Here is a 22,072-nt window from a genome sequence, read left to right as displayed (position 1 = left end):
TTTTTGCTTTGGCTTTTTATAATTTTAAACTTAAAACATGACAGTTTTAAGAATTATATTAGGGCCCTAAACCTTATCGGGTTCTATTTCTGAGATGTAACGGTTAACCGATAAGTAAGAACCAATAAAGCCTAAGCTAGTGGCCAACAATACCAACGCGCCAAATTCATTAAGGCTAAGCCCTATTAGCGTAAAGCTGGTTTGATATACCCCTGCAACACTGCTTACCGCAGCAGATAGCCACCACATCATTAATGCTACACAAATAAAGGCAAACAATCCGCCAATCACGCCATACCAAATGCCAGTCCATAAAAAGGGAGCGTGTATAAAGGTATTGGTTGCCCCTACTAGCTTCATTACCTGTATTTCTTCTTTTTTATCCATAATAGATAAACGAATTGTATTGCCTATAATAAGCGTCACTGAGGTAAGTAATAATAGCGCAATAGTAATTACACTCTCTTTTAACAAACTTAGTAATGCATTTAGGCGCTCAAGCCAAGCAATATCAAGCTTACCAAAGTCAACTTCGCGTTCGGCTTCAAGTTTTTTAAGCAATTGCTTAGCTGCATTAGGTTGGCTATGTCGTTGTGTTGGTGTGACTAAAACTACATTCGGTAACGGGTTGGTATCTAAATATTCTAAAGCCTGACCAAAGCCAGACATTTCTTTGAACTCATCCAAAGCCTCAGTGCGAGAAATAAAAGTCACAGTTTGTATTTCGGGATATAGCGCTAAACGTTTAACTAAGGTTTGCGTTTCTTGCTCGCTCATATTTTCTTTTACAAACAAGGATATTTCGCTGGCTTGCTCAAAACCACTACTCACTTGCTGCACATTTTTTACCACTAAGTATAACGTTGCGGGCAAGGTTAAACTCAAACCCAGAACAGCAATGGTCATCATAGAGGCTAATGGCGTGCGCCACATTTCCCCAAGACTGTACACACCTTGGCGAAAAATATTAATAATGAAAAAGTAACCGCCAGAGAATACGGATTTTTTTTGTTTATCATTACTATTTTGACGGCTTTTGAACAGTAAACTCATAATACACCCTCAGCCAGTGGATCTTGGCTCATCCGGCCATCATGAAGCGTTAAGCTACGATACTTCATTCGTGATACTAACCCCAAGTCATGGGTGGCAATTAAAACCGTGGTGCCATGCTTATTAAAATCTTCGAACAGGCGTAATATTTCCATCGATAACTCAGGATCAAGGTTACCGGTAGGTTCATCAGCTAATAGTATAGGAGGAGAATTAACAATGGCTCGTGCAATCCCTACACGTTGCTGCTCACCGCCAGAGAGCGTGGAGGGATGACAGCGTACTTTATCTAACAAGCCCACTTTATCGAGCGCGCCATGCACACGCTTGGCAATTTGCTTGTGGTGAGTCCCTTCAATAATTAAGGGCAAAGCAACGTTATCGAACACCGTGTATCGTTCTAATAGACGATGATTTTGAAAAATAATACCAATGTCGCGGCGTGCATACGGAATTTGTCGTGAATTTAACTTATTTAAATCCACGCCATTGATAAACACATTGCCCGCAGAAGGGCGTTCCATCAAGCTAATAAGCTTTAAAAGTGTACTTTTACCGGCACCACTGTGGCCCGTTAAAAAAGCCAGTTCGCCTGGTTTTATATGAAAACTCACTTTTTCAAGCGCGCGATGCCCACCGGCATAGGTTTTACTTACTTGCTGAAAATTTATCATTTTTTATTATGCCAACCTCATTAAACGTCCTAACGCAATTGGTATTCCTTGCAATTAAAAAGGGAGCAGGCTCCCTTTTGGTAAATTAAACGTCGTCCTCATCTTGGCTAAATAGCGCATCAATAAAGTCATCGCTCTTGAAGGTGCGTAAATCATCAATACTTTCACCTACACCAATGTAACGAATAGGAATATTAAACTTATCAGCAACAGCAAAAATAACCCCGCCTTTAGCGGTGCCATCAAGCTTTGATAGTGTGATACCGGTTAGACCTACACATTGGTTAAATAAGTTTACTTGGCTAATAGCATTTTGGCCTGTGCCAGCATCAATTGTCAGCATCACTTCATGCGGTGCATCTGGGTCTACTTTTTTCATCACACGGGCTATTTTTTCAAGCTCTTGCATTAAGTTATCTTTATTTTGCAAGCGCCCTGCTGTATCGGCAATTAACACATCAACATTACGCGCTTTAGCGGCTTGAAAAGCATCAAATACCACTGAGGCGCTATCAGCACCAGTGTGCTGAGCTATAACAGGAATACTATTACGCTCACCCCAAACTTGAAGCTGCTCTACTGCTGCGGCTCTAAATGTATCACCGGCAGCAAGCATTACCGATTTACCTTGGTTTTGAAATTGTTTCGCCATTTTACCAATAGTGGTGGTTTTACCTACGCCGTTTACACCTACCATAAGGATAACGAAAGGTTTTTTGTCTGCTGGTATTTCTAAAGGCTGCTCTGCTGTTTTCAGCATAGTTGCCATTTCTTGCTTCATTAATTCATAAAGCGCATCACCATCTTTAAGCTGCTTGCGATCAGCGGCGTCGGTCAGGCTATCGATTAGCTTCATGGTGGTATCAACACCAAGATCGGCAGTGAGTAACTGAGTCTCTAATTCTTCAAATAACTCATCGTCAATTTTTTTACCGCTGAAAATTGAGGCAAAGCCAGAACCAATATTAACGCGTGTTTTCAGTAAGCCTTTTTTGAGGCGAGAGAAAAAACCTTCTTTTTTAGGTTTTTCCGCTTTTTTTGCTTCTTCCTCTGCAAGCTCTGTGGTCAGTCGCTGTTGCTCTAGACGCTCAGCCTCTTCTTCAGCTGCAATACGTTCTTGCTCTAAACGTTCATTCTCTGCTTGCTCTGCTGCAATGCGCTGTTGCTCTAAACGCTCATGCTCAGCTTGCTCTGCTGCAATACGCTGTTGTTCTAAACGCTCATTTTCAGCTTGCTCTGCTGCAATACGCTGTTGCTCTAAGCGCTCATTCTCAGCTTGCTCTGCTGCAATACGCTGATGTTCTAAGCGCTCATTCTCAGCTTGCTCTGCTGCTATGCGTTGTTGTTCTAAGCGCTCATGCTCAGCTTGCTCAGCTTGCTCTGCTGCAATACGCTGTTGTTCTAAGCGCTCATTCTCAGCTTGCTCTGCTGCAATACGCTGTTGTTCTAAGCGCTCATTTTCAGCTTGCTCTGCTGCAATACGCTGTTGCTCTAATCGCTCATGCTCAGCTTGTTCAGCCGCGATACGCTCTTGCTCTAACAACATTTTCGCTTCTTGTTCAGCTAAACGTTTAGCTTGCTCTTGTCTTTGCTGCTCTGCATCCGCCTGTTGTTTAGCTAATAGCTCAGCGTTAGCTTGTTCAATCGCTCGTTTTTCTGCCTCCGCCGCGCGTTGTGCTTGCGCCTGTTTTTCTTGTTCTAAACGTTCAGCTTCTGCTTTTTCAGCTGCTATACGCTCTTGCTCTAACAACATTTGCGCTTCTTGCTCAGCTAAACGTTGAGCTTGCTCTTGTCTTTGCTGCTCGGCATCTGCCTGTTGTTTAGCCAATAGCTCAGCGTTAGCTTGTTCAATCGCTTGTTTTTCTGCTGCCGCAGCGCGTTGTGCTTGCGCCTGTTTTTCTTGCTCTAAACGCTCTGTCTCTGCTTTTTCGGCAGCTATTTGTTGTTCGGCTTTTTCAGCTTGCTCTTGCGCTAAACGTTCTGCTTCAGCTTGTTCAGCTGCAATTCGGGCTTGTTCTAAACGTTCGGCTTCAGCTTGCAAACGCTCTGCCTCGGCTTTCTCTGCTGCTAAGCGCTCCTGTTCGGCTTTTTCTGCCTGCTCGTTTGCCAATGCTTGTTGTTTATCAGCTTCTGCTTGTTTTTTATCTGACTTGCCAAAACCGAGCCACGACATGAATTTACTTTTTTTTGCCATACTTGCTAATAACCACTTATAAAAATCTGATAAACTAACGATAATGATAGCGTGCTTTTAAGCCTAAATAATTGCTTTTTAGCAACACGTTATCCTCGAGGGTGCATAATAGTAACACTTTTAGCGCAGTTGAAAAATGACACGCCGTGATATGATTGCAATATTATCTGAGCTAGATCATAGATACCAATTTTTAGTGAGTTAAATGAGAAAAAAAATCACACCAAATAACACCACCCATAAATCAGTCGATGGCGTTATTAGAATCATTAGCGGCCAATTTCGCGGTCGAAAACTGCCAGTAAAAGACGTTCAAGGCTTGCGCCCTACAACCGACAGAATAAAAGAAACAGTATTTAATTGGTTAATGCACGATACCCGCGATGCGCGTACTCTCGATTGCTTTGCCGGTTCCGGAGGTTTAGGGTTCGAAGCGCTATCTCGCTTTGCTAAAAACACCACATTTTTAGAGCTTGATCCGTTAGCAGCAAAACAGCTAACGCAAAATGTTGCCACCCTTAATGCGCAAAATGCACAGGTACTCAATACTAATACCCTGACCTTTCTTGAAAGCAAAAACACCAATGACACATTTAATTTAGTTTTTATTGACCCGCCATTTCGCAAAAATTTAGCCCAATCATGCTGTGATTTATTAGAAAATAATCAATGGCTCGACCCTGACGCACTAATATATGTTGAAGTAGAAACCGAGTTAACTTCGTTCAAAGCACCTAATAACTGGTTGTTAATAAAAGAGAAAAAAGCTGGGCAAGTTTTTTGCAGGCTATACCAACGGCATATAAATTAGCACTGTTTTAGCGGTCGGGTTTCTGTTAATATTATCCTTTACATGTGGTGTTGCTTCGGATTACAATACCGCACCATTTTTGAACCACTTGATCAATGTTTGATCAACTTGAGCAACGCTCATAATTTAGGTAGGTGAATTTTTAATGCCAGTAATTAAAGTAAGAGAGAACGAACCGTTTGACGTAGCACTTCGTCGCTTCAAGCGTTCATGTGAAAAAGCAGGTATCCTTTCAGAAGTTCGTCGTCGCGAGCACTATGAAAAACCAACAGCTGAGCGTAAGCGTAAAAAAGCAGCTGCTGTTAAACGTCACATGAAAAAACTTTCTCGTGATAACGCTCGTCGCGTTAAATTATACTAATATATTAGGTCTTGTATAAATGAGCCTTTTAATAACGCTAAAAGATGCGCAAAAAGATGCGATGAGAGCTAAAGACAAACAACGTCTTAATCCTATTCGCATGGTACTTGCTGCAATCAAGCAACGTGAAATTGACGAGCAAATAACACTAGACGACGCAGGTATTACCTCCGTTATAGTGAAGCTTGTTAAACAACGTCGCGACTCTTACACTCAGTACAAAGATGCTGGGCGTGATGATTTAGCTGAAATTGAAGCCAATGAGATTACAGCACTTGAAGCTTTTTTACCTCAACAATTGAGTGAAGAAGAAATCATTGCTCTCATTGACGCGGCTATTGCTGATACTAACGCAGCAGGTATGCAAGACATGGGTAAAGTAATGGGTATAATCAAAAGCAAAGCCGAAGGTCGTGCCGATATGGGTAAAATCTCAGGTTTAATTAAGCAACGATTAACTGCCTAATACTCCCACATACATTAAGTATGATTGAAGTAAACCGAGCCTTGAGCTCGGTTTCTTCGTTTAGAGCACTTCAAAAAAATATGCATTTGTGTTCCAATCTCTGCGTATTATAATTCGCTTTTAACACTTTTATATTTACCTTAGGGCTGTACTTTAAACAATGGCTGGAAAGATCCCACGCAACTTTATCGATGATTTATTGGCACGAACCGATATTGTCGATCTGATTGACTCAAAGGTAGGGTTGAAAAAAGCAGGCAAAGACTATCAAGCTTGCTGTCCTTTTCACAATGAAAAATCGCCTTCGTTTACTGTATCGCAAGATAAACAGTTTTATCATTGCTTTGGCTGTGGCGCTAACGGCAATGCTATTTCTTTTGTTATGGAATATGACAAACTTGAGTTTGTTGATGCAATTGAAGAGCTAGCCAGTTTACTTAACCTAGATGTTCCTCGCGAACAAGGAAGTAGTAATGGCCCAGAACGCACCGCAGCACAAAAACGTTCTGACTACGATTTAATGCTCCATGCAGCGCGTTTTTATCAACACCAGTTAAAACATCATAGTAATTCTGAAACAGTAATAGACTATGTAAAAGGTCGCGGCTTAAGCGGCGCAACAGTTAAAAAGTTTATGATGGGCTATGCGCCCAGCGAATGGGAAGGCCTCTGCCAACAGCTTGGACGTAATCAAGAACAAAAAGAGCAATTAGTTGAGCTAAAGCTCGCATCTGAAAAAACGCCAGGTAAGCAATTCGATTTTTTCCGTGATCGTTTAATGTTTCCTATTCGTGATAAACGCGGTCGCGTCATTGCTTTTGGTGGCCGTGTAATGCAAGCAGATCAGGGGCCAAAATATTTAAACTCTCCTGAAACACGAATATTCCACAAAGGCTTTGAACTTTACGGCCTTTATGAAGCAAAACAAGCACATAAAAAACTCGATCATGTACTCATAGTAGAAGGTTATATGGACGTTGTTGCGCTGGCTGAACAAGGCATAGAATACGCAGTTGCCGCACTCGGCACAGCGACAACCAGCGAGCATATGCACACCTTATTTAGAACCACTGACAAAGTTATTTGTTGCTACGACGGTGACCGTGCAGGTAAAGATGCCGCGTGGCGTGCACTGGAAAATGCACTTCCTTACTTAAACGATGGCAAAGCACTGCATTTTGTATTTCTACCTGATGGTGAAGACCCTGATTCACTCGTTCAACAAGAAGGTAAAGAGGCTTTTGAGCAGCGGCTAGAAAACGCCGATGACTTCACTAAAGTGCTGTTTAATAAACTCAGTAAAGAAATTGATTTAACGCTCGATTCCGGTAAGGCTAAGTTACTCAGTGCAGCACTGCCATTAATTGAAAAAATCCCAAGTGAGTTTTATCAAGAAAATATCTTGGAGCAACTTGGCAGATTAATTGGTCGCACCCGTGAGCAACTCAATAATCACTTAAAAACACCAAAACAGCAGCAGGCAATTGAACGTAAATTTAAAATTACACCGATGCGCCAAGCGATAGGCATTTTAGTTCAGCACCCTAATTTGGCAAAAAGCGTGCCCTACTTGCCTGATTTAGCACAAATGAATATTGCAGGAATCGGCTTGTTATTACGCCTACAACATCAAGCGTTACAAAAAGATGGCATTACCACTGCACAAATTCTCGAATCATTTAGAGACACTGATGACTATGAGCCATTAACTAAGTTGGCGACATGGCAACATCAAATAGATGAAGAGCGTTTAGAGACTGTTTTTCAAAATACTTTTAAATTTATTGAAGATCAGTGTTTAAATTATCGACTAGAGACCCTATTAATAAAAGACAAGACACAGGGCCTAAATAGCGACGAACGACTAGAATGTCATTTACTAATGACAGCGTTAAAAGCAACGAACAGCTAGTCAGATTTGATTTAGGCTGTTATACTGTGCTATTAACTGCGTCACATTATTCTGGTTAGCCTTTGAGCAAACTCCATGATGGCGCCTGTTGTATCAACTTATCAGAGTGGAAGAAACAATCTCTATGGATCCAACTCCTCAGTCACAATTAAAACTTCTGATTCAAAAAGGTAAAGAGCAAGGTTACTTAACTTTTGCAGAAGTTAATGATCACCTTCCACAAGATATTATCGACTCAGATCAAGTAGAAGATATCATTAGCATGATTAATGACATGGGTATCAAGGTTAGCGAAAACGCGCCTGATGCCGATGAATTAATGATGCAAGAAACCACGACAGACGAAGACGCAGCGGAAGCTGCCGCTGCAGCCCTTGCTACTGTAGAAAAAGAAATTGGCCGTACAACTGACCCTGTTCGCATGTATATGCGTGAAATGGGTACTGTTGAACTTCTTACCCGTGAAGGCGAAATTGTTATCGCTAAGCGTATTGAAGAAGGCATTAACCAAGTTCAAATTTCGGTTGCTGAATACCCTGAAGCGATCACTTACCTACTTGAACAGTGGGATAAGTTTGAAGCAGAAGAGATGCGTCTTAGCGATATTATCTCTGGCTTTTTCGATCCTGATGCAGAAGAAGCACCACCTATTGCTGCCACCAACATTGGTTCTGAATTAAGTGAAAAACAGCTTGATGATAGCGATGACGATGACAGCGATGATGAAGACGAAGAAGAAGTAGATACAGGTCCAGATCCTGAAGAAGCGCGCATCCATTTCGAAAATTTACGTGATTTATATACTAAAGCACGTGAAACATTCGATAAAAAGGGTCGCTCTCACCCAGAGTCTCAAGCCGCTATTTTAGAAATTGGTGAGCTGTTCAGAACCTTTAAACTCGTGCCTAAACAGTTTGATCGCATGGTTAATAACATGCGTGAAATGATGGACAGAGTTCGCGTTCAAGAACGTCTTATCATGAAGCATGCAGTACAAGTTTCAAAGCTTCCAAAGAAAACCTTTGTTAAGCACTTTGCAAACAACGAAACTGACACAGCATGGCTTGATATTGAAATTGCAGCAAACGAAAAGCACTCAGCTAAACTTGAAGAAGTGAAGCCTGAAATACTTCGTTGTATTAGCAAACTTACTTCAATGGAAGAAAGCACTGGCTTAAGCATTGAACGTATTAAAGATATAAACCGTCGCATGAGTATTGGTGAAGCGAAAGCGCGCCGTGCTAAAAAAGAGATGGTAGAAGCAAACTTACGTCTTGTAATTTCAATCGCTAAAAAATACACCAACCGTGGTTTACAGTTCTTAGATTTAATCCAAGAAGGTAACATTGGTCTGATGAAAGCGGTTGATAAGTTTGAATACCGTCGTGGTTATAAGTTTTCAACTTATGCTACGTGGTGGATCCGTCAAGCAATTACGCGCTCTATTGCTGACCAAGCAAGAACCATCCGTATTCCAGTACATATGATTGAAACGATCAATAAGTTGAACCGTATTTCACGTCAAATGTTACAAGAAATGGGTCGTGAGCCAAATCCAGAAGAATTAGCTGAACGCATGATGATGCCTGAGGATAAAATCCGTAAGGTACTTAAGATTGCAAAAGAGCCAATTTCAATGGAAACACCAATTGGTGATGATGAAGATTCGCACTTAGGCGACTTTATCGAAGATACGACTATTGATTCGCCAATCGATTCGGCAACAATGGAGTCTCTTCGTGGCGCAACTAACGACGTGCTCGCTGGCTTAACAGCCCGTGAAGCGAAAGTACTACGTATGCGTTTTGGTATTGATATGAATACCGACCACACGTTAGAAGAAGTAGGTAAACAGTTTGACGTAACACGTGAGCGTATTCGTCAAATTGAAGCGAAGGCACTGCGTAAATTACGTCACCCTTCTCGCTCTGATTTACTGAAAAGCTTTTTAGACGCTAAATAATCTAGCGTTACATTATGAGTTAACTTAAAAGGCCGCTGTAGCGGCCTTTTTTCTATTTCAAGGAAATAAACATGGCTTGGATCCAAATCCGTATCAATGCCAATGCTGCAACTGCTGATGCAGTCAGTGACCTATTAATGGAAGCAGGCAGTGCTTCTGTTACTTTTATTGATGCAAAAGACACGCCTATCTATGAGCCTAAAATTGGCACTGTTGTATTTTGGGCTGACACCACAGTGATAGGTCTATTCGAAGCTAATCACGACATGAATGCAGTGGTTGCGTTATTGAAGCGCCATGATGAGCTAAAAGACAATTTAGTTTACAAAATTGAGCAACTCGAAGATAAAGACTGGGAACGTGAGTGGATGGATAACTTTCACCCTATTCAATTTGGCGAAAAACTCTGGATTTGTCCTAGCTGGCGCGATATTCCAGACCCTGACGCAGTCAATGTACTGCTTGATCCAGGCCTTGCATTTGGAACTGGCACACACGCCACCACGGCACTGTGTTTAAAGTGGCTTGAAAGCCAAGACTTAACTGGTAAAACCGTGGTCGATTTTGGCTGTGGCTCAGGCATATTAGGCATTGCAGCAATTAAATTAGGTGCTGAGCGCATGATTGGGATAGATATAGACCCACAAGCGCTAGAAGCAAGCCTAGATAACGCTAATCGTAATGGCGTTGCTGACAAGCTTGAAGTTTACCTTCCAGAAAACCAACCTGAGTTTACTGCTGACATTGTAGTAGCAAATATTTTAGCGCAACCACTGCGTGAGCTTCATAGTGTTATTTTAGGATTATTAAAGCCAGGCGGTAAAATTGCGATGTCGGGAATTTTAGAAGAACAAGCACAATCGGTTGCTGACATATACGCGCCCTTTATTGAGCTCGATGAAATTGCCATTGAAGGCGATTGGACCCGAGTAAGTGGCACTAAAAAAGCGTAATAGTGCGTTATTAAAAAATTTAGAGTATTAACTCAAAAGTCTTATCTAAAGCCTGTATTTAACAGGCTTTACTATTTTTTTACATAATAAAAAATAAAGATTTTTTATTATAAAAGTAACAGCCGTTCAAAATTCACACAAATAAACCGCTTCGTCATACGGTTATCAAATGTCAATACGAAAAGAGCAAAAAAAAGTCACTTTTGTTCAATTTATAGCCTTTGATTTTTGCGTAAAAAGCCGTAAACTTAGCGCCCCTTGAAAAGAGGCCTATTGAATATCGTGCGTATCGGTTCATACCAACTTGAGAATAATGTCATTGTCGCGCCTATGGCGGGCATAACGGACAGACCATTTAGACAGCTATGTCGTCGTTTAGGCGCTGGCCTTGCTGTGTCTGAAATGCTGTCGTCTAATCCGAAGGTTTGGAAAACCGAAAAGTCGATGAACCGAATGGATCATTCTGGTGAGTCGGGTATACGTGCGGTGCAAATTGCAGGAGCAGACCCTGAGCTTATGGCACAGGCCGCACAATTCAATGTTGCAAACGGTGCACAGATCATAGATATCAATATGGGGTGCCCAGCAAAAAAAGTGAACAAGAAACTTGCAGGCTCAGCCTTATTACAGTTTCCAGAACTCGTGGAAGAGATTATTGATGCCGTAGTAAATGCGGTTGATATACCTGTGACACTTAAAATCCGTACCGGATGGGATCAGGACAACCGTAATGGTGTAGAGATTGCAAGAATAGCTGAACGTTATGGCATTGCATCACTGGCTGTACATGGGCGCACGCGCGCATGTATGTATAAAGGTGATGCTGAGTACGCCACAATTAGGGATATAAAACGTTCAGTGTCGATACCTGTCGTTGCTAATGGTGATATTACATCACCTGAAAAAGCAAAGCAGGTTTTGGACTATACGGGTGCAGATGCCATTATGATTGGTCGAGCCGCCCAAGGTCGCCCTTGGATATTTAGGGAGATAGACCACTATTTGCGAACTGGTGAACATATGCAGCCACCTGCTATAGCAGAGGTGCGCAGTATTTTAATGGAGCATTTAACCAACCTCCATGTGTTTTACGGTGAGCCAATGGGAGCACGAATCGCTCGCAAACATGTATCTTGGTATTTGCAAACCCATGACAGTGACGGTCAGTTTAGGCGAGTATTTAATGCGCTCGACAATTCAGAGGCACAGGTCGTCGCATTAGAGCAATACTTTAAAACACTAGCAGCTAACTAAGAAAGAAAGAGACTTTATAATGTTCGAACAAAACGTGACTTCTCCATTTATCACTAACCCTCATGTTCAGTCACACGAGAAACCGCAGCCATTGCGTGATGCAGTGAAAAAAGCTGTTCACCACTACTTAAAGCAGCTTAACGGTCAAGATGTGCAAGACGTTTACGACCTTGTTCTTTCTGAGCTAGAAGCGCCATTGCTTGAAGAAGTAATGACTTACACACGTGGCAATCAAACTCGTGCGGCAATTTTACTAGGTATCAACCGTGGTACTTTACGTAAAAAGCTTAAAAAATACGGTATGAACTAATACCAGCTATATTGAAACCGTAATCATTCTAACGAGCTAAATAAGCCCCTAACTGCGTTAAAAATTTTTTATGTAGAATAACTACACAGCAAATTTTTGCCTTGTTATTGACTTATTTCTTTGTCGTTATAATTGCTTACTAATCCAATACAGCTGGTATAAAGTATTTTGAGTAAAAAGCACCTTAGGGTGCTTTTTTTATTTGTAAAATTTATTAACGAAATTGCAAAATGCTCACGCTTTATGGGTCGTTATAAGTCGTTTTTTGAGTCGTAATCAGTTAAAATACGCGCTTCTAAGCTAGCTCATTAACTGAGGAAATCAAACTACAATGGATACACATCGTCCTATACGTCGCGCACTTTTGAGTGTGTCAGACAAAACCGGTATTGTTGAATTTGCCCGTGCACTAGAAGCACAAGGTGTTGAAATACTTTCAACTGGCGGCACGTGTAAACTACTTGCTGACAATGCAATTAAAGTAACTGAAGTATCAGATCACACCGGTCACCCTGAGATCATGGATGGTCGCGTAAAAACCCTACATCCAAAAATTCATGGCGGCATTCTTGCTCGTCGTGGCCAAGATGAAGACGTAATGGCAGATAACAATATCTCTGCTATCGACATCGTTGTAGTTAACTTATACCCCTTTGCGAATACTGTCGCTCAAGAAAACTGCAGCCTTGAAGATGCTATTGAAAACATCGATATTGGTGGCCCAACCATGGTACGTGCGGCAGCTAAAAATCACAAAGATGTGACGATTGTTGTTAACGCAAGCGACTACGACCGTGTTATTAGCGAAATGCAAAATAACAACGGCTCAACAACTTACAAAACTCGCTTTGACTTAGCTATTGCAGCGTATGAGCATACAGCGCAGTACGATGGCATGATTGCTAACTACTTCGGTAAAATGGTTCCTGATTACACAGAGGAAGCTGCTATCGATACTAAGTTCCCGCGTACTATCAATATGCAATTCACTAAAAAGCAAGATATGCGCTACGGTGAAAATTCGCATCAAGATGCCGCGTTTTATGTTGAGAACGACATCACTGAAGCGTCAGTGGCAACAGCGACTCAACTGCAAGGTAAAGCATTATCGTTTAACAATATTGCCGACACCGATGCTGCACTTGAGTGTGTAAAAGAATTTGATGTACCTGCGTGCGTAATTGTAAAACACGCTAACCCATGTGGTGTTTCAATTGGTGATAATATCTTAGAAGCATACGATCGCGCCTTTAAAACTGATCCAACGTCAGCGTTTGGCGGCATTATTGCTTTTAACCAAGAACTTGACGCAAAAACTGCACAAGCGATTGTTGAACGTCAATTTGTTGAAGTTATTATTGCGCCAAGCGTGAGTGCAGAAGCCGCTCAAATAGTATCAGCTAAACAAAACGTACGTTTATTAGAGTGTGGTGAGTTCTCTGCTAAAGGCACAGGCCATGACATTAAACGCGTTAATGGCGGCGTTCTAATTCAAGACCGTGATTTAGGTATGGTAACGCAAGGCGACTTAACGGTTGTTTCTAAGCGCCAGCCTTCTGAGCAAGAGCTTAAAGATTTATTATTCTGCTGGAAAGTGGCTAAATTTGTTAAATCAAACGCCATTGTTTATGCCCGCGACGGTATGACAATAGGTGTAGGTGCGGGCCAAATGAGCCGCGTTTACTCAGCTAAAATTGCCGGTATTAAAGCCGCTGATGAAAGCCTTGAAGTAAAAGGCTCAGTGATGGCATCAGATGCATTCTTCCCATTCCGCGATGGTATTGATGCAGCTGCAGAGGCTGGCATTACTGCTGTTATCCAACCAGGTGGTTCAATGCGCGATGAAGAAGTGATTGCGGCCGCTGACGAAGCTGGAATGGCAATGGTGTTTACCGGTATGCGCCATTTCCGCCATTAATCGCTTAAAGAGCTAACTGCTTCAGTTAGCTCTTTTTGTTTGCACCAAATTCACGTATTCTGCTTATTCTATAACCATGACTAAAAATTATAATGTGAAGGATTAGACGATGAAATTTGCACTAAAATCTCTACTGGTTGCCACACTGTCATTAAGCTCAACAATGGCGTTGGCACATAACCATGGCCACGACTCAGCATTAACAAATGCAGTTAAAGCAAGCGAGCGTAGCAGTGAGCGCGATCAATACCGCAACCCTGTAGAAACACTCGAATTTTTTGGCTTTAAACCATCTATGACCGTGGTAGAAATTGCCCCAGGTGGTGGTTGGTACAGTGAAATTTTAGCGCCAGCGCTGAAAGAGCAAGGCACCTATTATGCTGCGCACTTCCCTGCTGATTCATCGGTTGGTTATTACCAACGTTCTCTTGCTGGCTTTAAGGCTAAAATCGCTGAAGATGCCCGCTTTAGTCACGTTAAACTCACTGAGTTTGCCCCATCTACACATTTAGATATTGCTCCTGCGGCTAGCGCCGATATGGTACTGACTTTTCGTAATGTTCATAACTGGTACATGAGCAAAGATAAAGAAGCTGCAAGCAATGCGTTTAAGTCTTTTTACAAAGCACTTAAACCAGGCGGCACTTTAGGTGTGGTTGAACACCGCCTACCAGAAGAGCAAGATGATGAGATGCAAAAATCATCAGGTTATATGAAGCAAAGTGTGGTTATTGCACTTGCTGAACAAGCTGGTTTTGAACTTGAAGCAAAAAGCGATATTAATGCAAACCCTCTTGATACAGCCGATCACCCTAAAGGGGTATGGACCCTTCCACCGAGCCTTAGACTTGGCGAGCAAGATGCCGCTAAATATAAAGCCATAGGTGAAAGCGACCGTATGACGCTGAAATTTAAAAAACCGCTTTAAATAGGATATTCGCCATGAATGTATTAGTCATTGGCAGCGGCGGCCGCGAACACGCACTTGCGTTTAAGGCCGCTCAAAATACAAAAGTTAACACTGTTTATGTTGCTCCAGGTAATGCGGGCACAGCCCTTGAGCCAAAACTTGAGAACGTAGCAATTAACGTTGAAGACCTTGATGGACTGCTAAGCTTTGCACAACAAAATAATGTTGAGCTAACCATTGTTGGCCCTGAAGTACCGCTAGTATTAGGGGTTGTTGATAAGTTCCGTGAACACGGCTTAGCTATTTTCGGCCCAACCGCCGGTGCTGCCCAGCTTGAAGGGTCTAAATCGTTCACTAAAGACTTTTTAGCACGCCATGCTATTCCAACCGCTGATTACCAAACGTTTGAACAAATCGACCCTGCGCTTGCCTATTTAAAAGAAAAAGGCGCACCGATTGTTATTAAAGCCGATGGTTTAGCGGCTGGTAAAGGCGTGATTGTTGCTATGGACGAACGCGAGGCTGAAGAGGCTATTCGCGATATGCTTGCGGGTAATGCCTTTGGTGACGCCGGTAGCCGTGTGGTCATTGAAGAGTTTTTAGAAGGTGAAGAAGCGTCGTTTATTGTCATGGTTGATGGTAAAAACGTACTGCCGTTTGCAACCAGCCAAGACCATAAACGCGCTTACAATGGCGATCAAGGTCCTAACACTGGCGGTATGGGTGCATACTCACCAGCGCCTGTAGTAACCGATGAAATTCATCAGCGCATTATGAACGAAGTGATCTACCCAACGGTAGAAGGTATGGCTAGCGAAGGCCATCCGTACACTGGCTTTTTGTATGCAGGCTTGATGATAGATGAGACAGGCACACCAAAGGTTATTGAATATAACTGTCGTTTTGGCGACCCTGAAACACAACCTATGATGCTACGCTTACAATCAGACTTAGTTGAATTGATTGAAGCTGCTAACCGTGTAGAGCTTGATAAAACCACCATTGAGTTTGATTCACGCGCTGCAGTAGGTGTTGTTTTAGCCGCTAAAGGCTACCCTGATAGTTACCCGAAAGGCGATGCTATCAGTGGCTTGAAAGTAACTTACCCTGAAGGCGAAAAAGTCTTCCATGCAGGGACTAAGCAAGACGGCGATAGCATAGTGACTGCCGGTGGTCGTGTACTGTGTGCTACTGCACTGGGTAATACAGTTACACAAGCGCAGCAGCGTGCCTATAAACTGGTTGATGAAATCAACTGGGATGGCATGGAATACCGTACTGACATTGCTTATCGCGCAATTGCTCGTGAACAATCATAACGATTGATAACTAACGAGTAAATTTTATAAAAGCGCAGATTATCTGCGCTTTTTACTGCTACACTATAAAAAAGTAATCTGGACATAGATTAATATTGGAATTTAAAACCTTGCGCTACCATGCGGTAGCAGTTGTAATACTTATTTTTATCTTTTTTATTATCAGCACATTGGCAACAAACTTTGTGATGCCATCACGCTATACCATAGATAAAATAACCCCTGTTTACCTCGATCATGCGTATTACATAGACAAAAGCAAAACACAAAGTTTTGAAGAAGTAATGACCAAGCAGGCGCTATTTACACAGCAAGAATTTAACGATATACCTTGGAGCTTTGAACAGCAAAATTATTGGTTACGCCTCGATTTAGAAAACAAAAGCAGCCAACAAGAAGATGTGGTTGCCCACTTTGATAACCCGATGGTAGATCATCTCACCATATATCGGCTCAATAGTAACAACCAACTACTCGACACTTATAAGCTTGGCGATAAAGAGCCACGTCTTACTTTATTTAAGTACAGCGTGCCCCACATTCGCTTTAACCTCGATGGCCAATCTACACAACGACTAATTATAAAAATAGATACTGTGGGGATCAGTAAAACTCCAATTCACTTATATCGCCATAATGTATTTGTTGACTTAGTTCGCTCACAAACAGGCATTTGGGGAATTTTCGCGGGTGTCTTATTAATGGCCTCACTATATAACCTATTACTCTATTTTGGCATTAAAGACCGCGTGTACTTAGTTTATATTGGCTACATTATTAGTGCTATAGCATTAATGGGCACCGTTCTGGGGTTTGGTTTTTATTTATGGCCGCTAGAATGGCAGTTGTTTATTCACGAAAAAATAATTGTCGTTAATTACACTATTGCGTTTTTCACTCTCGCTTTTTGCACCATGTTTTTGCGATATCATAAAGACCGTTGCTGGCGTTATAAATTAAGTGTTGGTTTACTCTGGCTAATGCTAGTGCTCGGTACATTAAGCTTTTTTATTCCCGAAAATATAGCTGCCCCCATATTTTTTGTAATTTTGGGATTACTTTATATCGTCTGCTTTATTTTAATTTATAACAAATTAAAAAGTGGCTTTAGATGGGCTAAGTTTTACGTATTTTCATGGGTGCCATTGATTATTGGTGCAGCCATTCAGCCTTTAGAGCTTACAGGCGTTATCACTTATAGCTTTTCAATACGTCATGCTTTTTTAATGGCCATCTTATGTGAAATTGTCCTCATGGCCATGGCACTTGCCGATCGGGTTCGTTATCAGCGTGAGCGCGCTTTATATCATGCCACGCATACCCAGCAAACAAAACTGCTCAATAGCGCAAAGTTAAAGTATGCCTTTATGGCACTCAAAGCCCAGCAACGTTCCACCACTTTATGTTTGGTTAAAATACGTCATTTTAACTCGCTAAATACCATTATTACGCCCTCCCAAGGATATGAATTAATTAAGCATGTTGCGCACGAATTAGAATGCCAATTGAGCTTTGAGAGAGAATTTTTTAACTTAAGTAATGGCATTAATCAACCCGCTAAAATTGCTGATTTAGGTAGCGGTGTTTTTGCCTGTATCTCGACTAAAAACCAAAGCCCACACACGCTCGAAGAGTTATTAAAAAGGGTAGTAAATAAGTTACCAAAAACCTATCAAATCAAAGGGCTAGACTTACAACTCAATTACAGCGTGGGGATTAGTGCCTTTGGTAAACGTGATGACTTTGAATTTTGGTTGAAACGAGGCTACTTGGCATTACATAACGCTAAACATAGTCTAAGTAAGGTAAGCTCATCATCTGCGGACAGCAGTTTAGCTATGGACGTTGCGCTTGCTGCTAAGCTTCAACAAGCGATAAGAACGGATCAGCTCGCTCTGTTTTATCAACCACAAATTAGTTTAAAAGATAACAGTGTCAATGGTGCCGAAGCCCTACTACGCTGGCCTAATACTGAGTTTAAAAACATTTCCATAGAAAAACTAATTCTACTTGCCGAACACACCGGTATTATTAATGAATTAACACTTTGGGTGATAGAGCAAGCCTGCAAAGACATTGCAAAACTGGCAAATGAGGGCGTAACTGAACATAGTATTAGCGTTAATTTAAGTGCAAAAAACCTAGCCATTGCCAATTTAACCGAAAAAGTAGAAAACCTTTTAATAAAGTATCAGGTTGCCCCTCATTTATTGAAGTTTGAGCTGACTGAATCAGCGTTTGTCGAAAATCAAGATGCGTTAGTCACCTTAGTTGGTGAACTCGCCACACTTGGCGTTAAGGTGGTGTTAGACGACTTTGGTACTGGTTATTCATCACTTAGCTACTTAGTTAACTATCACTTTAATGAACTTAAAGTAGATAAGTCGTTTGTGTATGATTTAACCGATAACCGGGCTCATCAGGTCATTGTGCAAACAGCTATAGATATGGCGCATAACTTGGGCCTTACTATCACGATTGAGGGCGTAGAAACTCAAGAAGTTCACCAGTTGCTCAACACCATGAAAGCTGACCGTACCCAAGGCTATTTGTACGCAAAAGCACTCTCTTATGATAATTATTTAGACTTCTTGAACAGCCAATACCGCCTAAAAATGTTAAGCTCCCCTTTTTAACATCTTTGGGGCCAAGTAAAGATGCAAGGTACACTGCGTAAATTAAAGTCGAGCTTAACAGAACCCGTTCAATATCATTTACCTGTAGGTGATGAACTGGTTGATTTAAATGCTTTAATAGGTAAACAATTGACTCTCACTTTTAGTGGCACAATTTTGTGTTCTAACTGTGGCAAAAAAACAAAAAAAAGCTATTCTCAAGGGCATTGCTTTGTATGTATGCGCAAGCTTGCAAGTTGCGACATGTGTATCATGAAACCTGAAACCTGCCATTACGATCAAGGCACCTGCCGCGAGCCACAATGGGGTGAAGAAAACTGCATGATCCCGCATTATGTGTATCTAGCTAATACATCAGGGTTAAAAGTAGGCATTACTCGCCACACCCAAATACCTACCCGTTGGATTGACCAAGGGGCAACCCAAGCATTACCTATTTTTAAAGTACAAACTCGTTTACAGTCGGGCTTAGTGGAAGTGGCGCTCGCGCAGTTTATTGCTGATAAAACCAATTGGCGCAATATGCTCAAAGGACAAAACGACGTTCTTGATTTAAAAGCAGCGGCTGCTGAGCTTATTCCACAAATTAGCGAAAAACTAACCGAGCTGAGTGAGTTATTTGGCGCAACCGCTATTGAACAGCTTGACCAAGACGTTGTGAATCTTGATTTTCCTGTAAGCGAATACCCAAGCAAAATCAGCTCATTTAACTTCGATAAAAACCTCGTTGTTAGCGGTATTTTACAAGGTATAAAAGGTCAGTACTTAATTTTTGATAGCGGCGTTATTAATATTCGTAAGTTCACCTCTTATGAAGTGAGTGTAGACTCAGAATAACCTTTTGCTGCTTGGTTATAAAATGCTATCCACTGCTGCTGCGTTAATGGATGGCAATAATAATAGCCCTGAATAACATTGCAGCCTATTTCGACTAAGTGTGCCTCTTGCGAGGCATGCTCAACGCCCTCAGCAACCACATCCAATCCTAAACTTGTCGCCATGGCTATAATGGCCGCCACAATTTGGCTATTGCCATACTCATCAGGAATCTTAGCAATAAAGCTCGCATCAATTTTTAATGTATTAAACGGTAATTTGGTTAAATAACTGAGTGCAGAATACCCCGTACCAAAATCATCCAGCGCAATATGCACGCCCAGCGCTTTGAGCTGTTGTAGTTGCTCTTTTGCCTGTGAAAACGAGCTAATAAAGCTGCTTTCGGTCAGCTCAATTTCAAGTAAGCTGCCAGGTAATTGGTAACGAGTAAGCATAGCTTTAATATTATCAGCCAACTTACCTTGGCTTAAATGACACGCAGAGACATTAATTGCTAAACGTCCGGCATCAATCCCCTGCGCTTGCCAAAGGGTTAACTCTTTACCTGCTTGGTTTATAACCCATAAATCTAAACGCACCACTAAACCTAGCTCTTCAGCAAGCGGAATAAACTGCGCTGGTGAAATAGTGCCTAAATCAGGGTCATGCCAACGCAGTAGTGCTTCAGCTCCCATAATCAACCCTGTTTTTAAACATTGCTTAGGCTGAAAATAAAGCTCAAACTCATTATTTTCTAGCGCATGTTGAAAGCGACTCATCATCGCTAAACGCTCTAAAGATCGTGCATTCATTGAGGGTTGAAACAACTGAAACGAATTGCGACCGACATCTTTTGAGCGGTACATGGCAATATCAGCATGCTTTAATAATGTTTCACTGTCTAAGCCATCATCAGGGTAAACAGCCGCCCCTATAGACGCGGTAACACCAACCTCAAATCCTTCAAGCTTAAACGGTGTATTTAAGTGATTTAAAATACTCTCAGCAAGGGTGATAGCACCTTCTACATTGTTTATTTCGCACAATACAATAAACTCATCTCCCCCTAATCGCGCCAGCGTATCTCCCTCATTGAGGGTGTTAATAATGCGCTCAGAGACTAATTTTAATAAGGTATCACCGGCATTATGGCCTAAGCTGTCATTCACCTCTTTAAAACGGTCAAGGTCAATAAACATTACCGCTAACATTTGTTTATCTCTGTGTGCTGAGGCGAGTGCCATAGAGAGTCTATCGTTAAATAAACGCCGGTTAGGTAAGCCAGTTAGCTCATCAAAATACGCTAACTGCACCACTTTTTCTTCTGCGCTTTTTCGCTCAGTTATGTCACTAAAAATAGCGGCGTAAATCACCTCACTATGACTTGGCTCTTTTATTTCTATAATACTGAGCCACTCAATATAAATATCACCACACTTTTTACGATTATGAATTTCCCCCTGCCATACCCCTGTTTTGGCAAGCGAATCCCACATTTTTATATAAAAGTTTTTATCATGACGCCCTGAACTCAACATATTAGGCCGCTTACCTATCACCTCATATTCTTTGTAACCGGTTAGATGAGTAAATGCAGGGTTTACTTGCATAATCACTCCATTCGAGTCGGTGATCATGATGCCATCTAGGGAGGAGTCGATAATTTTATTGGCTAAAAATAAGTTACGCTGCGAATGCTGCAATGCAATATCACGCTGCTGAAGTACTTTTTCAAGCTCACAACAATAAGCCGTTTCAATTTCATTAATTAAGTTTTCAAGCGATAATACACCGTTAATTTGATTATTTTCGCTAACCACCAAATGCCGAATATTACTTTCAGACATCAACCTGTACGCATCAAAAAGGCTGTCTTGGGGGCTTATCTGATAAAGGGGGCGGCTAGCTAAATCCCAACAAACAAGATGATTGTGCTGCTCGGTGATGAGCTTTAGTAAGTCGCGCTGGGTAATAATGCCATGAACATTTTCATCCTCATTAAACACCAAAATCACTTTCTCTGCATATTCACGCATCATGCTCACCGCGTCATTGATTGCCAATGAACTCGGTACTATCCGTATGTTTTTATTATATTGATCATTAATAGGTCTAAATTGTAAGTAATGCTCTAGCCCTTGATTGTTTACAATATCTGTAATGCTGATCACGCCGCTGGGAATGTCATTTGTATCAGTGACTAACAAATGCCTTACACCCTGCTTATTAAACACCATGGCCGTCTCGGTTAATAATTGTTGGCTGGGCACACTTAGTACAGGGCTCGACATAACGCTTTCAATCGCTAACTGCCTAAGTGAGTGATTAGAAAAGTTAAGTGTTAAACAATCGGTTTCAGTCCATACGCCTATTATTTGTTGCTGTTGTTTTACAAAAATAGCGCTAACATTGTGCGCTCGCATTAGTTTCACCGCTTCAATTAAAGGGGTATCCTTAGCGCAGGCGATCACCTTATTGGTAAAAACATCGCATACTTTTTGATAGCGGCTAGTGTGAGGCAT

The 22,072-nt window shown here is 41.6% G+C and carries 17 protein-coding genes; 13 read left to right on the top strand and 4 right to left on the bottom strand.

Annotation, left to right across the window (positions count from 1 at the left end; genetic code table 11):
• Positions 1-66 precede the first annotated feature (66 nt).
• The 3 genes from ftsX to ftsY form a co-directional block, all read right to left on the bottom strand.
• Entirely contained in the window at positions 67-1,053 is a 987-nt protein-coding gene (gene ftsX, locus L641_RS0109030; RefSeq protein WP_008114892.1) for a permease-like cell division protein FtsX, read from the bottom strand.
• Positions 1,050-1,727, bottom strand: coding sequence for a cell division ATP-binding protein FtsE (gene ftsE, locus L641_RS0109025; RefSeq protein WP_013465956.1), 678 nt, complete (start codon positions 1,725-1,727; stop codon positions 1,050-1,052). Before ftsE ends, ftsX begins: the two co-directional genes overlap by 4 nt.
• Before the next feature lie 85 nt (positions 1,728-1,812).
• On the bottom strand, positions 1,813-3,921 hold the full coding sequence (ftsY, locus tag L641_RS0109020; RefSeq protein ID WP_024601717.1) for a signal recognition particle-docking protein FtsY: 2,109 nt from the start codon (positions 3,919-3,921) through the stop codon (positions 1,813-1,815).
• 205 nt (positions 3,922-4,126) lie between these two features.
• On the opposite strand from ftsY, the gene rsmD reads away from it, so the two are divergent.
• The 13 genes from rsmD (at position 4,127) to L641_RS0108945 (ending at position 19,571) form a co-directional block, all read left to right on the top strand.
• On the top strand, positions 4,127-4,732 hold the full coding sequence (gene rsmD / locus L641_RS0109010; RefSeq protein WP_024601716.1) for a 16S rRNA (guanine(966)-N(2))-methyltransferase RsmD: 606 nt from the start codon (positions 4,127-4,129) through the stop codon (positions 4,730-4,732).
• A gap of 145 nt (positions 4,733-4,877) precedes the next feature.
• Positions 4,878-5,093, top strand: coding sequence for a 30S ribosomal protein S21 (gene rpsU, locus L641_RS0109005; protein ID WP_002957797.1), 216 nt, complete (start codon positions 4,878-4,880; stop codon positions 5,091-5,093).
• Positions 5,094-5,112: 19 nt separating this feature from the next.
• Positions 5,113-5,559: a GatB/YqeY domain-containing protein gene (locus L641_RS0109000; protein ID WP_008114877.1), complete on the top strand. Its 447-nt coding sequence runs from the start codon at positions 5,113-5,115 to the stop codon at positions 5,557-5,559.
• Positions 5,560-5,719: 160 nt separating this feature from the next.
• Entirely contained in the window at positions 5,720-7,471 is a 1,752-nt protein-coding gene (gene dnaG / locus L641_RS0108995) for a DNA primase (RefSeq protein ID WP_024601715.1), read from the top strand.
• A gap of 124 nt (positions 7,472-7,595) precedes the next feature.
• Positions 7,596-9,434, top strand: coding sequence for an RNA polymerase sigma factor RpoD (gene rpoD / locus L641_RS0108990; protein WP_024601714.1), 1,839 nt, complete (start codon positions 7,596-7,598; stop codon positions 9,432-9,434).
• Between the two features lie 71 nt (positions 9,435-9,505).
• Entirely contained in the window at positions 9,506-10,387 is an 882-nt protein-coding gene (gene prmA, locus L641_RS0108985; protein ID WP_008466387.1) for a 50S ribosomal protein L11 methyltransferase, read from the top strand.
• 282 nt (positions 10,388-10,669) lie between these two features.
• Entirely contained in the window at positions 10,670-11,641 is a 972-nt protein-coding gene (gene dusB, locus L641_RS0108975) for a tRNA dihydrouridine synthase DusB (protein ID WP_024601713.1), read from the top strand.
• Between the two features lie 19 nt (positions 11,642-11,660).
• A complete protein-coding gene (fis, locus tag L641_RS0108970; protein ID WP_002957804.1) occupies positions 11,661-11,951 on the top strand; it encodes a DNA-binding transcriptional regulator Fis in 291 nt (96 codons plus the stop codon).
• A gap of 331 nt (positions 11,952-12,282) precedes the next feature.
• A complete protein-coding gene (purH, locus tag L641_RS0108965; protein WP_024601712.1) occupies positions 12,283-13,869 on the top strand; it encodes a bifunctional phosphoribosylaminoimidazolecarboxamide formyltransferase/IMP cyclohydrolase in 1,587 nt (528 codons plus the stop codon).
• A gap of 109 nt (positions 13,870-13,978) precedes the next feature.
• On the top strand, positions 13,979-14,797 hold the full coding sequence (locus L641_RS0108960) for a class I SAM-dependent methyltransferase (RefSeq protein WP_013465965.1): 819 nt from the start codon (positions 13,979-13,981) through the stop codon (positions 14,795-14,797).
• 14 nt (positions 14,798-14,811) lie between these two features.
• Positions 14,812-16,098: a phosphoribosylamine--glycine ligase gene (gene purD, locus L641_RS0108955; RefSeq protein WP_024601711.1), complete on the top strand. Its 1,287-nt coding sequence runs from the start codon at positions 14,812-14,814 to the stop codon at positions 16,096-16,098.
• A gap of 95 nt (positions 16,099-16,193) precedes the next feature.
• Complete coding sequence (locus L641_RS0108950) at positions 16,194-18,734, top strand: EAL domain-containing protein (protein WP_024601710.1); 2,541 nt, start codon at positions 16,194-16,196, stop codon at positions 18,732-18,734.
• A 21-nt stretch (positions 18,735-18,755) separates the two neighbouring features.
• Positions 18,756-19,571: a DUF2797 domain-containing protein gene (locus L641_RS0108945; protein ID WP_024601709.1), complete on the top strand. Its 816-nt coding sequence runs from the start codon at positions 18,756-18,758 to the stop codon at positions 19,569-19,571.
• Here the strand turns inward: L641_RS0108945 and L641_RS0108940 are convergent.
• A complete protein-coding gene (locus L641_RS0108940) occupies positions 19,544-22,072 on the bottom strand; it encodes an EAL domain-containing protein (RefSeq protein ID WP_024601708.1) in 2,529 nt (842 codons plus the stop codon). The genes L641_RS0108945 and L641_RS0108940 overlap by 28 nt on opposite strands.

Origin of the sequence: Pseudoalteromonas sp. TB41 (assembly GCF_000497975.1) — a bacterium.
Classification (GTDB): Bacteria; Pseudomonadota; Gammaproteobacteria; order Enterobacterales; family Alteromonadaceae; genus Pseudoalteromonas; species Pseudoalteromonas tetraodonis.
The sequence above is the reverse complement of the archived record's forward strand: the minus strand, read 5'-3'. Positions and strand labels throughout refer to the sequence as shown.